Consider the following 19,579-nt stretch of genomic DNA (forward strand, 5'->3'; position numbering starts at 1 on the left):
ATACGCCCGTTAAAAGGAGGCGCAATTCTATAGACGCCCCAGATAGGTGTCAACCCAATAAAAAAGCCCCCGCTGAGCGGGGGCTTTTTCAAAGCATCGAAGCTATCTCAATAAAGAGATTACTCGATGATTTTGGCTACAACACCAGCACCAACGGTACGGCCGCCTTCACGGATAGCGAAGCGCAGACCGTCTTCCATTGCGATGGTTTTGATCAGGGTAACAGTCATCTGAATGTTGTCACCTGGCATTACCATTTCAACGCCTTCTGGCAGCTCGCAGTTACCGGTCACGTCAGTAGTACGGAAGTAGAACTGTGGACGGTAGCCTTTGAAGAACGGAGTGTGACGACCGCCTTCTTCCTTGCTCAGAACGTAAACTTCTGCGGTGAACTTGGTGTGCGGCTTAACCGAACCCGGCTTAACCAGAACCTGACCACGCTCAACGTCATCACGCTTGGTACCACGCAGCAGAACGCCGCAGTTCTCGCCAGCACGACCTTCGTCCAGCAGCTTGCGGAACATCTCAACACCGGTGCAGGTGGTGGTGGTGGTGTCACGCAGACCAACGATTTCCAGTGCGTCTTGTACGCGAACGATACCGCGCTCGATACGACCAGTTACAACAGTACCGCGACCGGAGATCGAGAACACGTCTTCGATTGGCATCAGGAACGGCTTGTCGATAGCACGCTCTGGCTCTGGGATGTAGCTGTCCAGAGTTTCTACCAGCTTCTTAACAGCGGTAGTGCCCATTTCGTTGTCGTCTTTGCCTTCCAGCGCCATACGAGCCGAACCGATGATGATCGGGGTGTCGTCGCCTGGGAAGTCGTAGGTGGACAGCAGGTCGCGAACTTCCATCTCAACCAGTTCCAGCAGCTCTGCGTCGTCTACCAGGTCAGCCTTGTTCAGGAAAACCACGATGTACGGAACGCCTACCTGACGGGACAGCAGGATGTGCTCACGGGTTTGTGGCATCGGACCATCAGCGGCCGAGCAAACCAGGATCGCGCCGTCCATCTGGGCAGCACCGGTGATCATGTTCTTCACGTAGTCAGCGTGACCTGGGCAGTCAACGTGAGCGTAGTGACGAATGTTCGAGTTGTACTCGACGTGCGCGGTGTTGATGGTGATACCGCGAGCTTTTTCTTCTGGAGCGCTGTCGATCTTGTCGAACTCAACTACGGCCGAACCGAAAACTTCGGAGCAGACGCGAGTCAGAGCAGCGGTCAGAGTGGTTTTACCGTGGTCAACGTGACCGATGGTGCCAACGTTGACGTGCGGTAGGGAACGATCAAATTTTTCTTTAGCCACGACAATTAACTCCTTGCCTAAAGGACTGAATCAGCCTTGTTTTTTGGTTACAGTTTCGACGATGTGCGACGGAGCTGTTTCGTATTTTTTGAATTCCATAGAGTAGCTTGCGCGACCCTGGGACATGGAACGAACGTCGGTTGCATAACCGAACATCTCACCCAGCGGAACTTCGGCACGAATTACCTTGCCGGACACTGTGTCTTCCATACCCTGGATCATGCCACGACGACGATTAAGGTCGCCCATCACATCACCCATATAGTCTTCAGGCGTAACAACCTCTACCGCCATGATCGGCTCGAGCAACTCACCACCGCCCTTCTGGGCCAGTTGCTTGGTCGCCATGGAAGCAGCCACCTTAAACGCCATCTCGTTGGAGTCGACGTCGTGGTAAGAACCATCAAACACGGTAGCCTTCAGGCCGATCAGCGGATAACCGGCAACAACGCCGTTTTTCATCTGCTCTTCGATACCCTTCTGGATCGCCGGGATGTATTCCTTAGGAACCACACCGCCCACTACCTCGTTCAGGAATTGCAGACCTTCCTGACCTTCGTCAGCAGGTGCAAAACGGATCCAGCAATGACCGAACTGGCCACGACCACCGGATTGACGAACGAACTTGCCTTCGATTTCGCAGCTCTTCGTGATGCGCTCACGATAGGAAACCTGAGGCTTACCGATGTTGGCTTCGACGTTGAACTCACGGCGCATCCGGTCAACCAGGATGTCCAGGTGCAGCTCGCCCATGCCGGAGATGATCGTTTGACCAGTCTCTTCATCAGTCTTGACGCGGAAAGACGGGTCTTCCTGAGCAAGCTTGCCCAGAGCGATACCCATTTTTTCCTGGTCATCCTTGGTCTTAGGCTCTACGGCAACCGAGATAACCGGCTCCGGGAAATCCATGCGAACCAGGATGATTGGCTTGTCAGCGTTGCACAAAGTCTCACCAGTGGTGACGTCCTTCATGCCGATCAGGGCCGCGATGTCGCCAGCGCGCACTTCCTTGATCTCTTCACGGGCGTTTGCGTGCATTTGCACCATACGACCCACGCGCTCTTTCTTGCCTTTAACCGAGTTGATCACGCCGTCGCCGGAGTTCAACACGCCCGAGTAAACACGGACGAAGGTCAAAGTACCCACGAATGGGTCGGTAGCGATCTTGAACGCCAAGGCCGCAAACGGCTCGTCGTCGCTCGCGTGACGCTCCATTTCCTCTTCCTCGTTATCCGGGTTGGAACCCTTGATAGCAGGAATGTCGGTAGGAGCAGGCAGGAAGTCGATAACGGCGTCGAGAACCAGGGGAACACCCTTGTTCTTGAAGGAAGAACCGCAAACAGCCAGAACGATTTCACCGGCGATAGTACGCTGACGCAAAGCGGCCTTGATCTCTGCGATCGACAGCTCTTCACCTTCCAGGTACTTGTTCATCAGCTCTTCGCTGGCTTCGGCCGCAGCCTCAACCATGTTGCTGCGCCACTCTTCAGCCAGCTCCAGCAGCTCAGCAGGGATTTCCTTGCGAACTGGAACCATGCCCTTGTCAGAGTCGTTCCAGTAGACAGCTTGCATGTTGATCAGATCGATCTGACCCTGGAAGTTGTCTTCCGAACCGATAGCCAGCTGGATCGGCACCGGAGTGTGACCCAGGCGCTGTTTGATCTGACCGATCACGCGCAGGAAGTTGGCACCAGCACGGTCCATCTTGTTTACGTAAACAAGACGTGGAACGCCGTACTTGTTGGCTTGACGCCATACGGTTTCCGACTGAGGCTCAACACCCGAAGTACCGCAGAACACAACGACAGCGCCGTCGAGTACGCGCAGGGAACGCTCTACTTCAATGGTGAAGTCTACGTGGCCCGGGGTATCGATTACGTTGAAACGATGCTCGTGTGGGTACTGCTTCTCGGAACCCTTCCAGAAGGCGGTGATAGCAGCAGAAGTAATGGTAATACCACGCTCCTGCTCCTGCACCATCCAGTCTGTGGTCGCGGCGCCGTCATGCACCTCGCCCATTTTGTGACTTTTGCCGGTGTAAAAAAGGACGCGCTCGGTGGTGGTGGTTTTACCAGCATCCACGTGAGCGACGATACCGATGTTACGGTAGCGGCTAATCGGAGTAGTACGAGCCATAAAGCCCTCGCAAAATTAGTGAAGCTAAAATTAGAAGCGGTAGTGCGAGAAAGCTTTGTTAGCTTCGGCCATACGGTGCACGTCTTCACGCTTCTTAACAGCAGCACCCTTACCTTCAGCAGCATCCAGCAACTCGCCAGCCAAGCGCAGAGCCATGGACTTCTCGCCGCGCTTGCGGGCGAAGTCTACCAGCCAGCGCATTGCCAGCGCGTTACGACGGGAAGGACGAACCTCGACCGGAACCTGGTAAGTAGCACCACCAACGCGGCGCGACTTCACTTCGACCAGCGGAGCGATGGCGTCGAGTGCTTTTTCGAAGAGTTCCAGGGGATCGGTGCCGGTCTTGCGAGCCGCAACGGTTTCCAGGGCACCATAAACGATACGCTCGGCAACGGCTTTCTTGCCGCTTTCCATAACGTGGTTCATGAATTTGGCGAGGATTTGGCTTCCGTATTTCGGATCGTCCAGAATCTCACGCTTTGCTGCTACGCGACGTCTTGGCATTGATAAGCCCTCAAGCGGTCTTCAGGTTAGCTCGGGACAGATCCTTAGGATGCGTGCCCGACCTTACTCTTATCGACTCAATAAAATAGATAACTGCAGAGCGGCCGATTACTTCGGACGCTTGGTACCGTACTTCGAACGACCCTGGTTACGCCCTTTAACGCCGGAAGTATCCAAAGAACCGCGAACGGTGTGGTAACGAACACCTGGCAAGTCTTTTACACGACCGCCGCGGATCAGTACCACGCTGTGCTCTTGCAGGTTGTGGCCTTCACCGCCGATGTACGAGGAAACCTCGAAACCGTTGGTCAGACGCACACGGCATACTTTACGCAGTGCCGAGTTAGGTTTTTTCGGCGTGGTGGTGTACACACGGGTGCACACGCCACGACGTTGCGGGCAGTTCTGCAGCGCAGGAACGTCGGATTTCTCGACGATACGCTTGCGCGGCTGACGTACCAGCTGGTTGATAGTTGCCATCTACTAGCTCCACTGTTGTCTTGCGACGCTATTGTCTTGCAAGAAAAGCAAAATGGCAGGAACGAATCCCCGCCAAATTTAGGGGTACAAGAGTCTAAAGAGGATCTTGCCCCCAGTCAAGGCAAGGCCCCGCCCTCCCCGCTCATCCAATCTCGACAAACAGTCTCGATTCGATGAACGGAGCGACCAGGGCCTTACGCTCATTTACCGCAGAACTCAGTTACCGCTCGAGTTCAGCGCTTCGGTCAGTGCAGCTTCCACTTCACTGGCGCTTACGCGCAACGGTTTGTCTGCATCACGGCGACGCTTACGCTCGCTGTGATAAGCCAGACCGGTACCGGCCGGGATCAGACGACCCACGACCACGTTTTCTTTCAGGCCGCGCAGGTAGTCACGCTTGCCGGTTACCGCTGCTTCGGTCAGTACGCGAGTGGTTTCCTGGAAGGAAGCCGCCGAGATGAACGATTCGGTGGACAACGACGCCTTGGTGATACCCAGCAGAACGCGGGTGAACTTGGCGACAAACTTGTCTTCCGCGTTCAGACGCTCGTTCTCTACCAGTACGTGAGTCAGTTCCATCTGGTCGCCCTTGATGAAGCTGGAATCGCCAGACTCGGAGATCTCAACTTTACGCAGCATCTGACGCAGGATGGTCTCGATGTGCTTGTCGTTGATCTTCACGCCTTGCAGACGGTAAACGTCCTGGATCTCGTTAACGATGTACTTGGCCAGCGCACTCACACCCAGCAGACGCAGGATGTCGTGTGGATCGCTCGGCCCGTCGGAGATAACTTCGCCGCGGTTCACTTGTTCGCCTTCGAAGACGTTCAGGTGGCGCCACTTCGGAATCAGCTCTTCGTACGGATCGCTACCGTCATTCGGGGTGATAACCAGACGGCGCTTGCCCTTGGTCTCTTTACCGAACGCGATGGTGCCGCTGACTTCAGCCAGAATCGAAGCCTCTTTCGGACGACGAGCTTCGAACAAGTCGGCAACACGCGGCAGACCACCGGTGATGTCGCGAGTCTTGGAAGTCTCTTGCGGAATACGAGCGATAACATCACCGATCGCAATTTTCGCACCGTCCGCCACACCGACCAGGGCGTTGGCTGGCAGGAAGTACTGAGCGATAACGTCAGTGCCTGGCAGCAACAGATCCTTGCCGTTGTCGTCGACCATCTTCACGGCTGGACGGATGTCCTTGCCGGCAGCTGGACGATCTTTAGGATCGAGTACTTCAATGTTGGTCATACCGGTCAATTCGTCAGTCTGACGCTTGATCGTGATGCCTTCTTCCATGCCCACGTAGGTCACGGTACCTTTCATTTCGGTAACGATCGGGTGAGTGTGCGGGTCCCACTTGGCCACGATTGCGCCAGCGTCGACCTTGTCACCTTCTTTCACCGAAATCACCGCACCGTACGGCAGCTTGTAACGCTCACGCTCACGACCGAAGTCATCAGCGATGGCCAGCTCACCGGAACGGGACACTGCAACCAGGTGACCATCCACTCGCTCAACGTGTTTCAGGTTGTGCAGACGGACAGTACCGCCATTCTTCACCTGAACGCTGTCGGCTGCGGAGGTTCGGCTTGCCGCACCACCGATGTGGAACGTACGCATCGTCAGCTGGGTACCCGGCTCACCGATAGACTGGGCAGCGATAACGCCGACCGATTCACCGATGTTCACCTGGTGACCACGAGCCAGATCACGGCCGTAGCACTTGGCGCAAATGCCGTAGCGGGTTTCACAGCTGATCGGCGAACGCACGATCACTTCGTCGATGCTGTTCAGCTCGATGAATTCAACCCACTTCTCGTCTACCAGAGTGCCGGCAGGAACGATGACGTCCTCGGTACCTGGCTTGAATACGTCACGGGCGATAACACGACCCAATACGCGCTCACCCAGTGGCTCTACAACGTCACCGCCTTCAATGTGCGGAGTCATCAGCAGGCCGTGTTCAGTGCCGCAATCGATCTCGGTTACAACCAGATCTTGCGCCACGTCTACCAGACGACGAGTCAGGTAACCGGAGTTCGCGGTTTTCAACGCGGTATCCGCCAGACCCTTACGAGCACCGTGAGTGGAGATGAAGTACTGAAGTACGCTCAAACCTTCACGGAAGTTCGCAGTAATCGGCGTTTCGATGATGGAACCGTCCGGCTTGGCCATCAGGCCACGCATGCCGGCCAGCTGACGAATCTGTGCTGCGGAACCCCGCGCACCCGAGTCGGCCATCATGTACATCGAGTTGAAGGATTCCTGGTCGACTTCGACGCCATGACGGTCGATGACTTTCTCTTTCGAGAGGTTGGCCATCATCGCCTTGGAAACTTCGTCGTTCGCCTTGGACCAAAGGTCGATCACTTTGTTGTACTTCTCGCCCTGGGTTACCAGGCCGGAGGCGTACTGACTTTCGATCTCTTTCACTTCGTCGGTAGCAGTACCGATGATGCGTGCCTTTTCATCCGGAATAACGAAGTCGTTAACACCGATGGAAACGCCGGAAATGGTCGAGTAGGCAAAACCGGTGTACATCAATTGGTCAGCGAAGATCACGGTCTCTTTCAGACCAACCACGCGATAGCACTGGTTGATCAGCTTGGAGATCGCCTTTTTCTTCATCGGCAAGTTGACGACGTCGAAGGACAGACCTTTTGGCACAACCTGGAACAACAACGCACGGCCGACAGTGGTGTCGACGATGCGGGTATTGGTCACGCTGCCGCCATCACGATCGTTGACGGTTTCGTTGATCCGCACTTTGACTTTCGCATGCAGCGCGGCTTCGCCAGCACGGAACACACGGTCAACTTCTTGCAGATCCGCGAACACACGACCTTCGCCCTTGGCGTTGATCGCTTCACGAGTCATGTAGTACAGACCCAATACAACGTCCTGCGACGGAACGATGATTGGCTCACCGTTGGCTGGCGACAGAATGTTGTTGGTCGACATCATCAACGCACGCGCTTCCAACTGGGCTTCCAGTGTCAGCGGTACGTGCACGGCCATTTGGTCACCGTCGAAGTCGGCGTTGTACGCGGCACAGACCAGAGGGTGCAGCTGGATAGCCTTACCTTCGATCAGTACCGGTTCAAACGCCTGGATACCCAGACGGTGAAGGGTTGGTGCACGGTTGAGGAGAACCGGGTGTTCGCGAATCACTTCAGCGAGAACGTCCCACACTTCCGGCAGCTCGCGCTCGACCATTTTCTTGGCCGCTTTGATGGTGGTCGCCAGACCACGCATTTCCAGCTTGCCGAAAATGAACGGTTTGAACAGCTCGAGAGCCATTTTCTTCGGCAGGCCGCACTGGTGCAGACGCAGGGTCGGACCTACGGTAATTACCGAACGACCGGAGTAGTCAACACGCTTACCGAGCAAGTTCTGACGGAAACGACCTTGCTTACCCTTGATCATGTCGGCCAGGGATTTCAGAGGACGCTTGTTGGAACCGGTGATAGCGCGACCACGACGACCGTTGTCGAGCAGTGCGTCGACGGCTTCCTGCAACATACGCTTTTCGTTGCGTACGATGATGTCCGGAGCGGACAGATCAAGCAGACGCTTCAAGCGGTTGTTACGGTTGATCACTCGACGATACAGATCGTTGAGGTCGGAAGTCGCGAAGCGACCGCCATCCAGCGGGACCAGTGGACGCAGATCTGGCGGCAGAACCGGCAGAACGGTCAGCACCATCCACTCTGGCAGGTTGCCGGAACCCTGGAAGGCCTCCATCAACTTCAGACGCTTGGACAGCTTCTTGATTTTGGTTTCAGAGTTGGTTTGCGGAATCTCTTCACGCAGGCGACCAATCTCGTGCTCCAGATCGATAGCGTGCAAAAGTTCACGGACAGCCTCGGCCCCCATACGGGCATCGAAGTCGTCGCCGAACTCTTCCAGTGCTTCGAAGTACTGCTCGTCGTTCAGCAGCTGACCTTTTTCAAGGGTAGTCATGCCTGGATCGATAACGACGTAGCTCTCGAAGTAGAGAACGCGTTCGATATCACGCAGGGTCATGTCCATCAGCAGGCCGATACGGGACGGCAGCGACTTCAGGAACCAGATGTGGGCGACCGGCGAAGCCAGTTCGATGTGCGCCATGCGCTCACGACGAACTTTTGCCAGCGCAACTTCAACGCCGCACTTCTCGCAGATCACACCGCGGTGCTTCAAGCGCTTGTACTTACCGCACAGGCACTCGTAATCCTTTACCGGGCCAAAGATTTTGGCGCAGAACAAACCGTCACGCTCAGGCTTGAACGTACGGTAGTTGATGGTTTCCGGCTTTTTAACTTCACCGAACGACCACGAGCGGATCATCTCAGGCGATGCCAATCCGATGCGGATGGCGTCGAACTCTTCGACTTGACCCTGGTTTTTCAGCAAATTCAGTAGGTCTTTCAAGGCCTTTCCTCCTGGCGGAGCAGAGAGCGGGCAATCCTGCCCCGCTCTCGATTCGCGTCACGTGTTATTCGGTTTCCAGATCGATATCGATGCCGAGGGAACGAATTTCCTTGATCAACACGTTGAAGGACTCGGGCATGCCCGGCTCCATACGGTGATCGCCGTCCACGATGTTTTTGTACATCTTGGTCCGACCGTTCACATCGTCCGACTTCACTGTGAGCATTTCTTGCAGAGTGTATGCGGCACCGTATGCTTCCAGTGCCCAGACCTCCATCTCCCCGAAACGCTGACCACCGAACTGCGCCTTACCACCCAGCGGCTGCTGGGTAACCAGGCTGTACGAACCGGTAGAACGAGCGTGCATCTTATCGTCTACCAAGTGGTTCAGCTTCAGCATGTACATGTAGCCAACGGTGACCGGGCGCTCGAACTTGTTGCCGGTACGGCCATCGGTCAGCTGCATCTGGCCGCTTTCTGGCAGGTCTGCCAGTTTCAGCATGGCCTTGATTTCGCTTTCCTTGGCACCGTCGAACACCGGAGTGGCCATCGGTACGCCGCCGCGCAGGTTTTGAGCCAGATCCAGGATCTCCTGGTCGGAGAACGTATCCAGCGCTTCGTTGCGACCACCGATCTGGTTGTAGATTTCATCCAGGAAGGTGCGCAGCTCAGCAACTTTACGCTGCTCTTCAACCATGCGATTGATCTTCTCGCCCAGACCTTTGGCCGCGAGGCCCAGGTGGGTTTCAAGGATCTGACCGACGTTCATACGCGAAGGTACGCCCAGCGGGTTGAGGACGACGTCGACCGGGGTGCCATTGGCATCGTGCGGCATGTCTTCAACCGGCATGATCACGGAGACCACACCCTTGTTACCGTGACGACCGGCCATCTTGTCGCCCGGCTGGATGCGACGACGGATTGCCAGGTAAACCTTGACGATTTTCAGTACGCCCGGAGCCAGGTCATCGCCCTGCTGCAGTTTGCGCTTCTTGTCTTCGAACTTATCGTCCAGCAGACGGCGACGATCAACGATGTAGGCCTGGGCCTTCTCGAGCTGCTCGTTCAGCGCGTCCTCAGCCATGCGCAGTTTGAACCACTGGCCGTGCTCAAGACCGTCGAGGACTTCGTCGGTGATGTCCTGGCCTTTCTTCAGACCGGCGCCGCCTTCGGCTTTGTGGCCGACCAGAGCGGAGCGCAGACGTTCGAAAGTAGCTCCTTCAACGATACGGAACTCTTCGTTCAGGTCCTTGCGGATCTCGTCCAACTGGGACTTCTCGATCGACAGGGCACGAGCATCACGCTCAACGCCATCGCGGGTGAAGACCTGTACGTCAATGACAGTACCCTTGGTACCGGTAGGTACGCGCAGGGAGGTGTCTTTAACGTCGCTGGCCTTTTCACCGAAGATCGCACGCAGCAGTTTTTCTTCCGGAGTCAGTTGGGTCTCGCCTTTCGGAGTGACCTTACCGACCAGAATATCGCCTGCGCCAACTTCAGCACCTACGTAAACGATACCGGCTTCGTCCAGTTTGTTCAGTGCCGCCTCACCCACGTTCGGGATGTCGGCAGTGATTTCCTCTGGGCCAAGCTTGGTGTCACGGGCCACACAGGTCAGTTCCTGGATGTGGATCGTGGTGAAGCGGTCTTCCTGAACCACACGCTCGGACAGGCAGATGGAGTCTTCGAAGTTGAAGCCGTTCCATGCCATGAACGCGATGCGCATGTTCTGACCCAGAGCCAGTTCACCCATGTCGGTGGACGGGCCGTCGGCCATGATGTCACTGCGCTGAACCCGATCACCTTTACGCACCAGCGGACGCTGGTTGATGCAGGTGTTCTGGTTGGAGCGGGTGTACTTGGTCAGGTTGTAGATGTCGACACCGGCTTCACCGGTTTCAACTTCGTCATCGGCAACACGAACCACGATACGGCTGGCGTCGACGGAGTCGATCACGCCGCCACGACGAGCCACGACACAAACGCCGGAGTCACGGGCTACGTTACGCTCCATGCCGGTACCTACCAGCGGCTTGTCAGCACGCAGGGTCGGTACAGCTTGACGCTGCATGTTCGAACCCATCAACGCACGGTTGGCGTCGTCGTGCTCGAGGAACGGAATCAGCGACGCAGCAACCGAAACTACCTGCTTCGGCGATACGTCCATCAAGGTGACGTCTTCCGGCGCCTTCACGGTGAATTCGTTCAGGTGACGAACAGCTACCAGCTCGTCGATCAGAACCTTGTTCTCGTTCATGGTCGCCGAAGCCTGCGCGATCACGTGATCGGCTTCTTCAATGGCAGACAGGAACACGATGTCGTCGGTAACCACACCCTCTTTCACCACGCGGTACGGGCTTTCGAGGAAGCCGTACTGGTTGGTGCGCGCATAAGCAGCCAGGGAGTTGATCAGGCCGATGTTCGGACCTTCCGGCGTTTCAATCGGGCATACACGACCGTAGTGAGTCGGGTGTACGTCACGAACTTCGAAGCCCGCACGCTCACGAGTCAGACCGCCAGGGCCGAGTGCAGAAACACGACGCTTGTGGGTGATCTCGGACAGCGGGTTGTTCTGGTCCATGAACTGGGACAACTGGCTGGAACCGAAGAACTCCTTCACCGCTGCAGCCACTGGCTTGGCGTTGATCAGGTCTTGCGGCATCAGGCCTTCGCTTTCAGCCATCGACAGACGTTCTTTGACCGCACGCTCTACACGTACAAGACCAACACGGAACTGGTTCTCGGCCATTTCGCCTACGCAGCGAACACGACGGTTACCCAGGTGGTCGATGTCATCGACGATGCCTTTACCGTTACGAATGTCGACCAGAGTCTTCAGTACCGCAACGATGTCTTCCTTGCACAGCACGCCCGAACCTTCGATCTCGGTACGACCGATACGACGGTTGAACTTCATCCGGCCGACCGCAGACAGGTCATAGCGCTCAGGACTGAAGAACAGGTTGTTGAACAGTGTCTCGGCGGCGTCTTTGGTTGGCGGCTCGCCAGGACGCATCATGCGATAGATCTCGACCAGTGCTTCCAGTTGGTTGCTGGTGGAGTCGATCTTCAGCGTATCAGAGACGAATGGACCACAGTCGATATCGTTGGTGTACAGAGTCTCGATGCGAACAACGCCGGCCTTGGCGACTTTCGCCAGGATCTCGGTGCTCAGCTCGGTATTGCACTCTGCCAGGATTTCGCCGGTTGCCGGATGCACGATGACCTTGGCTGTAGTGCGACCCAGGACGTAGTCCAGAGGCACATCCAGCTCTTTGATCCCGGCTTTTTCCAGCTGGTTGATGTGGCGAGCGGTAATACGACGACCTTGCTCGACAATAACCTTGCCTTTGTCGTCCTGGATGTCCAGAACCGCAATTTCACCGCGCAGGCGCTGAGGCACCAGCTCCAGGCTCAGGCTCTCGCCTTTCACATGGAATACGTTGGTGGTGTAGAACGCGTCCAGCACTTCTTCAGTGGTATAGCCCAGCGCGCGCAGCAGTACCGATGCAGGCAGCTTGCGACGACGGTCGATACGCACGAATACGCAGTCCTTCGGGTCGAACTCGAAGTCCAGCCACGAACCGCGGTAAGGAATGATGCGCGCGGAGTAAAGCAGTTTACCGGAGCTATGCGTCTTGCCACGGTCGTGGTCGAAGAACACGCCCGGGGAACGGTGCAGCTGGGAAACGATTACACGCTCGGTACCGTTGATAACGAAGGTACCGTTCTCAGTCATCAGTGGGATTTCACCCATGTAGACTTCTTGCTCTTTGATGTCCTTGATCGCTTTGTTCGACGATTCTTTGTCGAAAATGATCAGGCGCACTTTCACCCGCAAAGGTACGGCGTAAGTTACACCGCGCAATACGCATTCTTTGACATCAAATGCCGGTTCGCCCAGGCGATAACCGACGTACTCCAGCGCAGCATTGCCGGAGTAGCTGATGATCGGGAAAACGGATTTGAAGGCCGCATGCAGGCCCACGTCGCGGAACTGATCTTTAGTCGCTCCCGCTTGCAAGAATTCACGATACGAATCCAGCTGGATGGCCAGGAGGTAAGGCACATCCATGACGTCCGGCAACTTGCTAAAGTCCTTGCGGATACGTTTTTTCTCAGTATATGAGTAAGCCATCAGCGTTCCCCAGCTTGGTCACCTGCTTGTTTGGCCCTCCCGACGGGAGCAGCCAGAAAATCGTGCAAACCCCATGGTTTGCGCCACCGCATCGGGTGGTTACAGCTCGTTATCAGCAACGACCCAGTCGACTGCCAATAACGGAAAAAGGCCGGTGGCAAGAGCCACCAGCCATCAGCCTTTCGCTTAACGCTCGGGCTGGAAACGCAAAGTCGATGCTTACTTCAGCTCGACTTTAGCGCCTGCTTCTTCCAGCTTCTTCTTAGCGTCTTCAGCAGCTTCTTTCGAAACGCCTTCAGCTACAACCTGAGGAGCGCCGTCTACTTTCTCTTTGGCTTCTTTCAGGCCCAGACCGGTCAGTTCACGAACTGCCTTGATCACGTTTACTTTCTTCTCGCCGGCTTCAACCAGAACAACGTTGAATTCGGTTTGCTCTTCAACAACAGCGGCAGCAGCAGCTGGACCAGCAGCAGCAACAGCAGCGGTCACGCCGAAGGTTTCTTCCATTGCTTTGATCAGCTCAACAACTTCCAGAACGGTTTTCTGGCCGATTGCTTCGATGATTTGCTCGTTAGTCAGAGACATGACTTAAATCCTGTATTGGGGTGACAGCCTACGCAGCTATCAAATTAAACGTATGATTTCGAAAGTGCTTTCTGTGCCTTAGGCAGCAGTAGCTTCTTTCTGGTCGCGAATAGCTGCCAAAGTACGAGCCAGCTTGCTGGTAGCGCCTTGGATCACGCTCATCAGCTTCGCAATAGCTTCGTCGCGAGTCGGCAGGGTAGCCAACACGTCGATTTCGTTAGCGGCAAGGAACTTGCCGTCGAACGCAGCTGCCTTGATCTCGAACTTGTCCTGACCCTTGGCGAACTCTTTGAACAGACGAGCAGCAGCGCCCGGGTGTTCGTTGGAGAATGCGATCAGGGTCGGGCCGGTGAAGGCGTCGTTGAGAACACTGAATTCAGTGTCAGCAACAGCGCGCTTGAGCAGGGTATTACGTACGACACGCACGTATACACCAGCTTCACGAGCCTCTTTACGGAGTCCGGTCATTGCGCCTACAGTCACGCCACGGGCATCAGCCACGACAGCAGACAGAGCGACTTTGGCAGCCTCGTTGACTTCAGCGACGATGGCCTTCTTGTCTTCGAGTTTAATTGCCACGGGTAAAACTCCTGCTTGTTACCGTTTCATCCAGTCGGAACCGGATGTCGTTTTGGTGTCTGATTCGGTAAGGAATCGGGAGCACCATCTGCGTAGGCTTATGGTTTAAGACTTGCGTCGCCTACGGTCTTGGATAGCCCCCGCCAGGCAGGGACCCCAATTTTTTCAAACTGGCGCAATCGCTTGCACCAATTTTTGTCTTACGCGTCCAGCGAGCTCTGGTCGATGACCAGACCTGGGCCCATGGTGGTGCTCAGGGTAACGCGCTTGACGTAAATACCTTTCGAGGAAGCTGGCTTGATACGCTTCAGATCAGCGATCAGGGCTTCAACGTTTTCCTTCAGCTTGACGGCGTCGAAGCCGATCTTGCCAACGGAAGTGTGGATGATGCCGTTTTTGTCGGTGCGATAACGAACCTGACCAGCCTTGGCGTTTTTAACCGCGGTAGCTACGTCTGGGGTTACGGTGCCGACTTTAGGGTTAGGCATCAGGCCACGTGGACCGAGGATCTGACCCAACTGACCCACAACGCGCATGGCATCCGGGGATGCAATTACTACGTCATAGTTCAGGTCGCCGCCTTTCATTTCGGCAGCCAGCTCATCCATGCCTACGCGGTCAGCGCCGGCAGCCAGAGCGGCTTCAGCAGCTGGACCCTGAGTGAAGACAGCAACGCGAACGGTCTTGCCAGTACCGTGCGGCAGCACAGTAGCGCTACGAACGACCTGGTCGGATTTACGCGGGTCAACACCCAGGTTCACGGCGACGTCAAACGACTCGACGAACTTGGCAGCTGGCAGCGAAGCCAGCAGATTTGCGGCCTCTTCGAAGTTGTAGGCCTTGCCTGCTTCGATTTTCTCGGCGATAGCCTTTTGACGCTTGGTCAGCTTAGCCATTACACACCCTCCACGTTAAGGCCCATGCTACGAGCAGAACCGGCGATAGTACGCACGGCTGCTTCCATATCAGCTGCAGTCAGATCCGCGTTTTTGGTTTTCGCGATTTCTTCCAGCTGAGCACGAGTAACAGTGCCAACCTTAACGGTGTTCGGACGAGCGGAACCGCTGGTCAGACCGGCCGCCTTCTTCAGCAGAACCGAAGCAGGGGTGGATTTGGTTTCGAAAGTGAAGCTACGGTCGCTGTAGACAGTGATGATCACTGGAGTCGGCAGACCTGGCTCAAGACCCTGAGTACGGGCGTTGAATGCCTTGCAGAATTCCATGATGTTCACGCCGTGCTGACCCAGAGCAGGACCAACAGGTGGGCTTGGGTTAGCCTGAGCGGCCTTCACTTGCAGCTTGATGTAAGCGGTAATCTTCTTGGCCATGAGGCACTCCAATTACGGGTTCAAACGCCTCGAAAGGCTCCCCGGTTACTTGCGCGTTTATCCCAGTGACGACAAAACCCCACAGCCTAAGGCTGCGGGGTTGGGATGCTTGCTCAGTTAGACCTTTTCGACCTGACTGAACTCCAGCTCTACCGGAGTAGAGCGACCGAAAATGAGCACCGCGACCTGAATCCGGCTCTTTTCGTAGTTAACTTCTTCAACAACACCGGTAAAGTCCGCAAACGGACCGTCATTGACTCGCACCGATTCGCCCGGCTCGAACAACGTCTTCGGCTTCGGCTTGTCGCTACCGTCGGCAACGCGACGCAGAATCGCCTCTGCCTCTTTATCAGTGATTGGCGCAGGCTTATCGGCAGTACCACCGATAAAACCCATCACCCGAGGAGTGTCCTTGACCAAGTGCCAAGTACCCTCATTCATATCCATCTGAACCAGCACGTAACCAGGGAAGAATTTACGCTCGCTTTTGCGCTTCTGGCCGTTGCGCATCTCAACCACTTCTTCAGTGGGAACCAGAATTTCGCCGAAGCCATCTTCCATGCCAGCCAGCTTTACGCGCTCGATCAGCGAGCGCATTACATGCTTCTCGTAACCGGAGTAAGCATGCACAACATACCAACGCTTAGCCACGGGACACCCTTAGCCGACGATCAAGGAAACAAGCCAGCCGAGCAGGGAATCTAGCCCCCACAACAGCAACGCCATAACAAGAACTACAGCCACAACAATCAGCGTGGTCTGCGTAGTTTCTTGGCGAGTTGGCCAAACGACTTTACGAATCTCGGTGCGAGCTTCCTTAACCAGTACAAAGAAAGACTTGCCCTTCGCGGTCTGCAGGCCTACAAAGGCAGCAACAGCAGCGATAGCAAGCAAAGCGAGTACACGGTACAGGATCGGCGAGGCAGAGAAATACTGATTTCCAACAACGCCAACAACCACCAAAGCGACCACTACCAGCCACTTGAGGAGATCGAAGCGAGAGCCTTGAACTTCAGCCTTAGGAGTCATCTATGAAGATCCTGTGAAAAGAAAGCCAGATACACCGAGTGAATCTGGCAGGTCAGGAGGGAATCGAACCCCCAACCTACGGTTTTGGAGACCGTCGCTCTGCCAATTGAGCTACTGACCTAAAACAAAATCAGGCCGACCATTATGCCGGCCCGAAGGAGACTTTACAACAACTTACTCGGCAGCCCTGATTACGACACTCGCACGATCAAAAATCACCGACACGAACAACCAAAGACAACCCCAACCACTTAAAACAAAGGCAGATATTTTCATATCTGCCTTGTTATATGGAGCTCTTGAGCGGATTTGAACCGCTGACCTCACCCTTACCAAGGGTGTGCTCTACCAACTGAGCTACAAGAGCGAAACACTGTGCAAAACCTGCAAACTTGGAGCGGGTAGCGGGAATCGAACCCGCATCATCAGCTTGGAAGGCTGAGGTTCTACCACTAAACTATACCCGCGAGGCTTGCAGCTCTCGCTAAAATGGTGGAGGGGGAAGGATTCGAACCTTCGAAGTCGTAGACGTCAGATTTACAGTCTGATCCCTTTGGCCGCTCGGGAACCCCTCCTAAGCGAGCCGGCATTCTACATCATGCCAGCCTTCTGTCAAGCATTTTTCTCATTAAAAACCTGAGCTTAGCTGCGTTGACCTCGCCTCACATCGCTAACCGTTTCCGGTGTTCGCTGTGGAGCGGGCGCCATTCTATGCAAACTATTCGATGGGTGCAACCCCCTCGCACGGCATTATTTTATGTTTTAACTCATTGAATTCTTTAGAAAGGTTTATCAGCTGAAGATCGTCCAGCCAACGCCGGCTTTCCGGGGCAATACGCAACCAATACCCGGCACTTTCCGACCCCGCTCTTGGCAGAGACTGGAATTTGACCTCCATTCCGCTCAACCGCCGCTCAACCGCCTGCGCGGACTCCTGGCGTGTATATCCCCCCAGATAAAGGCAGCCATTGTCTGTCGAGGTGACTTTGCCCTTGTCTTTGGGTACGTCATTTGCTTCGCTCAACAGACGGATATCTTGCTGAGACCCGCGATACAAGCTCAAGGGCGTGACATCCTTCGCGCGCAGCGGGGCCTCTTGTTGATGCCAGATGTAGTAGAAACCATTGAGGACAAGCAGCAGCAGAAACAACCAACGCATAAAAACCTCAGGACAAGGGACAGGCCATGGCCAATCCGACAAACACCAAGTCCGGAACCACTCTAGCCTGAGGCACGACCTCAGAAACCAGGTTTGCATCCCCCCCAGTGAGGAATACGACAAAGTCCTCACCCCAGTAACTGCGCGCCAACTCGAGCTGAGTCAGCACGAAGCCGCGCAACATCAATAAACAACCGCGCTCTACAGCCTCAACAGTCGCACGACCTGGAACAAGACTTTCCAGAGCCTGCTCAGCCGCGAGGTCCCCATAACGAATCTTGCGAGTGTGGGTGCGCAGTTGGTTGCGCATCAACGGCATACCCGGACAGATGAACCCACCCAGGTGCTCCCCATCCGCCGCGATAAAATCAGCGGTCACGGCCGTACCGAAGTCGAGCACCAGGCACGCACCTGAAGCCAGATGAAAGCCTCCAAGCATTGCAAGCCACCGATCCAGACCCAGCCGCTCAAACTCCTCATACCCATTGCGCACGCCTGACATTTCGCGTGCAGGCGTTGCGCACACAACCGGTATGCCGAAGGTGTCCCTCAGCAAAGACGTCAGCGCACCGGTCTCATCCACGGTCCTTACACTCACCAACCGGCAAAACGTGAGGGAAAGCCCTTTGAGCTGCCCCAACCCCTCAAGCAATGCGAGATTGGAATCGACGACCCCCTCACCAAGCAGCCGCCCGGCATTTACGGCAAGCACACGCCATTTAATGAAACTATTCCCACAATCGAGCTCAAGAATCATCACGCAACCTCAGGCTCAACTCACCACCACTGAAGACTTTCTCCACACCATCCACCTTCAGGCGCAAGGCGCCCTGGCCATCAATGCCAAGCACCTCACCATCAATTTGATTGACACCGGCAATCAACGACACGCTTCGCCCCTGCCAGAGGTGATTTTGCTCCCACTCGGACTGGATGGCCAAAAAACCGCCCGCCTGATGACGAGTCAGGTATCGCTGCAGCATCTCCCCTAACCTGGCGACCAAGTGGTTGCGATCAAACAACTTGCCAGACTCGAGCCGCATGGAAGTCCATTGCTGATCCACCTCGTCAGCGGACTGCATGTTCACATTGATTCCCACCCCTAGAACCACGTGACACACGTCAGCAGGATCGCCGACCAACTCCAGCAATATTCCCGCAATTTTTTTCTGCCCCACAAGGACATCGTTTGGCCACTTCAATCCAGCGGATGCGATACCGAGCTCACGCAGCGCCTGCAACACAGCAAGCCCAACGACGAGACTCAAACCCTCCAGTTGGCGCATCCCACCATCAATGCGAAGCACCAGGCTGTAATAGACGTTTTCCGCGAATGGACTAACCCACTTGCGACCACGCCGCCCGCGGCCCGCCGTCTGCCGCTCCGCAAGCACAAGAAATGGCGCAACCTGCCCCCGCTCAATTGCCCGCAGTGCCTCGGCGTTCGTGGAGTCAATTGAATCAAAAACCTGGACTGGCCAATCACAGGAAAGTGCTTGGGCACTGATTTCACGAGGATCAAGCAACGAGATTGGTGCGGATAATTGATAGCCGCGCCCACGAACCTTATGAATAGACAGGCCCAACTCAGCCTCTAAATGCTGAAGCTGCTTCCATACGGCGCTACGACTGACACCCAGGGCTGCGCCCAATGCCTGACCCGAATGGAATCGGCCATCTTTAAGAAGCTTTAACAACGTCAGCATGCAGGTCTCGCCTCACAATGAGGCCCGCATGATAGCCACGCGCCGAGCTATTGCATAGAAATCCAGTAGCCGTGGCTTTTCTGCGGGCAAAACAAAACCCCAACTGCTTTCGCAATTGGGGTTTCGGAATTTAATCTTGACGATGACCTACTCTCACATGGGGAAACCCCACACTACCATCGGCGATGCATCGTTTCACTTCTGAGT

The 19,579-nt window shown here is 55.5% G+C and carries 15 protein-coding genes, 4 tRNA genes and 1 rRNA gene; all 20 read right to left on the reverse strand.

Annotation, left to right across the window (positions count from 1 at the left end):
- Window positions 1-119: 119 nt before the first annotated feature.
- Entirely contained in the window at window positions 120-1,313 is a 1,194-nt protein-coding gene (tuf, locus tag ACSFE6_RS18965; RefSeq protein WP_010220303.1) for an elongation factor Tu, read from the reverse strand.
- Window positions 1,314-1,343: 30 nt separating this feature from the next.
- A complete protein-coding gene (gene fusA, locus ACSFE6_RS18970; protein WP_435429038.1) occupies window positions 1,344-3,449 on the reverse strand; it encodes an elongation factor G in 2,106 nt (701 codons plus the stop codon).
- Window positions 3,450-3,479: 30 nt separating this feature from the next.
- Window positions 3,480-3,953, reverse strand: coding sequence for a 30S ribosomal protein S7 (gene rpsG / locus ACSFE6_RS18975; RefSeq protein WP_007957592.1), 474 nt, complete (start codon window positions 3,951-3,953; stop codon window positions 3,480-3,482).
- Window positions 3,954-4,061: 108 nt separating this feature from the next.
- Window positions 4,062-4,433: a 30S ribosomal protein S12 gene (rpsL, locus tag ACSFE6_RS18980; RefSeq protein WP_003186084.1), complete on the reverse strand. Its 372-nt coding sequence runs from the start codon at window positions 4,431-4,433 to the stop codon at window positions 4,062-4,064.
- 216 nt (window positions 4,434-4,649) lie between these two features.
- Window positions 4,650-8,849 carry a DNA-directed RNA polymerase subunit beta' gene (gene rpoC / locus ACSFE6_RS18985; protein ID WP_435429039.1) on the reverse strand — a complete coding sequence of 1,400 codons (4,200 nt, stop codon included), beginning with the start codon at window positions 8,847-8,849 and terminating at the stop codon, window positions 4,650-4,652.
- 64 nt (window positions 8,850-8,913) lie between these two features.
- The gene (gene rpoB, locus ACSFE6_RS18990; protein WP_433737379.1) at window positions 8,914-12,987 is read right to left on the reverse strand and encodes a DNA-directed RNA polymerase subunit beta; all 4,074 of its coding nucleotides are present in this window, start codon (window positions 12,985-12,987) and stop codon (window positions 8,914-8,916) included.
- A 219-nt stretch (window positions 12,988-13,206) separates the two neighbouring features.
- The gene (rplL, locus tag ACSFE6_RS18995) at window positions 13,207-13,572 is read right to left on the reverse strand and encodes a 50S ribosomal protein L7/L12 (RefSeq protein WP_007957596.1); all 366 of its coding nucleotides are present in this window, start codon (window positions 13,570-13,572) and stop codon (window positions 13,207-13,209) included.
- A 78-nt stretch (window positions 13,573-13,650) separates the two neighbouring features.
- A complete protein-coding gene (rplJ, locus tag ACSFE6_RS19000) occupies window positions 13,651-14,151 on the reverse strand; it encodes a 50S ribosomal protein L10 (RefSeq protein ID WP_028944939.1) in 501 nt (166 codons plus the stop codon).
- Between the two features lie 200 nt (window positions 14,152-14,351).
- Window positions 14,352-15,047 carry a 50S ribosomal protein L1 gene (gene rplA / locus ACSFE6_RS19005; RefSeq protein WP_435429040.1) on the reverse strand — a complete coding sequence of 232 codons (696 nt, stop codon included), beginning with the start codon at window positions 15,045-15,047 and terminating at the stop codon, window positions 14,352-14,354.
- The gene (gene rplK, locus ACSFE6_RS19010; protein ID WP_007933726.1) at window positions 15,047-15,478 is read right to left on the reverse strand and encodes a 50S ribosomal protein L11; all 432 of its coding nucleotides are present in this window, start codon (window positions 15,476-15,478) and stop codon (window positions 15,047-15,049) included. Before rplK ends, rplA begins: the two co-directional genes overlap by 1 nt.
- 117 nt (window positions 15,479-15,595) lie before the next feature.
- Window positions 15,596-16,129 (reverse strand): transcription termination/antitermination protein NusG, encoded by a 534-nt coding sequence (gene nusG, locus ACSFE6_RS19015; RefSeq protein WP_007984405.1) that lies wholly within the window; start codon window positions 16,127-16,129, stop codon window positions 15,596-15,598.
- 9 nt (window positions 16,130-16,138) lie between these two features.
- Window positions 16,139-16,507: a preprotein translocase subunit SecE gene (gene secE / locus ACSFE6_RS19020; protein WP_435429041.1), complete on the reverse strand. Its 369-nt coding sequence runs from the start codon at window positions 16,505-16,507 to the stop codon at window positions 16,139-16,141.
- 45 nt (window positions 16,508-16,552) lie between these two features.
- Window positions 16,553-16,628, reverse strand: a tRNA-Trp gene (locus tag ACSFE6_RS19025).
- Window positions 16,629-16,798: 170 nt separating this feature from the next.
- A tRNA-Thr gene (locus ACSFE6_RS19030) sits at window positions 16,799-16,874 on the reverse strand.
- Window positions 16,875-16,900: 26 nt separating this feature from the next.
- Window positions 16,901-16,974: transfer RNA gene (locus ACSFE6_RS19035), tRNA-Gly, on the reverse strand.
- A gap of 23 nt (window positions 16,975-16,997) precedes the next feature.
- A tRNA-Tyr gene (locus tag ACSFE6_RS19040) sits at window positions 16,998-17,082 on the reverse strand.
- 143 nt (window positions 17,083-17,225) lie between these two features.
- Entirely contained in the window at window positions 17,226-17,666 is a 441-nt protein-coding gene (locus tag ACSFE6_RS19045) for a hypothetical protein (RefSeq protein ID WP_435429042.1), read from the reverse strand.
- Between the two features lie 7 nt (window positions 17,667-17,673).
- The gene (locus ACSFE6_RS19050; RefSeq protein WP_435429043.1) at window positions 17,674-18,423 is read right to left on the reverse strand and encodes a pantothenate kinase; all 750 of its coding nucleotides are present in this window, start codon (window positions 18,421-18,423) and stop codon (window positions 17,674-17,676) included.
- Window positions 18,413-19,372 (reverse strand): bifunctional biotin--[acetyl-CoA-carboxylase] ligase/biotin operon repressor BirA, encoded by a 960-nt coding sequence (birA, locus tag ACSFE6_RS19055; RefSeq protein WP_435429044.1) that lies wholly within the window; start codon window positions 19,370-19,372, stop codon window positions 18,413-18,415. The genes ACSFE6_RS19050 and birA overlap by 11 nt, the downstream gene beginning before the upstream one ends.
- A 134-nt stretch (window positions 19,373-19,506) precedes the next feature.
- Window positions 19,507-19,579: ribosomal RNA gene (rrf, locus tag ACSFE6_RS19060) — 5S ribosomal RNA — on the reverse strand; the annotation flags it as partial.

It is taken from the genome of Pseudomonas baetica, from assembly GCF_051216495.1.
GTDB lineage: Bacteria > Pseudomonadota > Gammaproteobacteria > Pseudomonadales > Pseudomonadaceae > Aquipseudomonas > Aquipseudomonas baetica_B.

Coding starts and splice junctions, on each gene's coding strand:
- fusA (WP_435429038.1), bottom strand. CDS start 3,449: ATGGCTCGTACTACTCCGATTAGCCGCTACCGTAACATCGGTATCGTC.
- rpsG (WP_007957592.1), bottom strand. CDS start 3,953: ATGCCAAGACGTCGCGTAGCAGCAAAGCGTGAGATTCTGGACGATCCG.
- rpsL (WP_003186084.1), bottom strand. CDS start 4,433: ATGGCAACTATCAACCAGCTGGTACGTCAGCCGCGCAAGCGTATCGTC.
- rpoB (WP_433737379.1), bottom strand. CDS start 12,987: ATGGCTTACTCATATACTGAGAAAAAACGTATCCGCAAGGACTTTAGC.
- rplL (WP_007957596.1), bottom strand. CDS start 13,572: ATGTCTCTGACTAACGAGCAAATCATCGAAGCAATCGGCCAGAAAACC.
- rplA (WP_435429040.1), bottom strand. CDS start 15,047: ATGGCTAAGCTGACCAAGCGTCAAAAGGCTATCGCCGAGAAAATCGAA.
- rplK (WP_007933726.1), bottom strand. CDS start 15,478: ATGGCCAAGAAGATTACCGCTTACATCAAGCTGCAAGTGAAGGCCGCT.
- secE (WP_435429041.1), bottom strand. CDS start 16,507: ATGACTCCTAAGGCTGAAGTTCAAGGCTCTCGCTTCGATCTCCTCAAG.
- ACSFE6_RS19045 (WP_435429042.1), bottom strand. CDS start 17,666: ATGCGTTGGTTGTTTCTGCTGCTGCTTGTCCTCAATGGTTTCTACTAC.
- ACSFE6_RS19050 (WP_435429043.1), bottom strand. CDS start 18,423: ATGATTCTTGAGCTCGATTGTGGGAATAGTTTCATTAAATGGCGTGTG.
- birA (WP_435429044.1), bottom strand. CDS start 19,372: ATGCTGACGTTGTTAAAGCTTCTTAAAGATGGCCGATTCCATTCGGGT.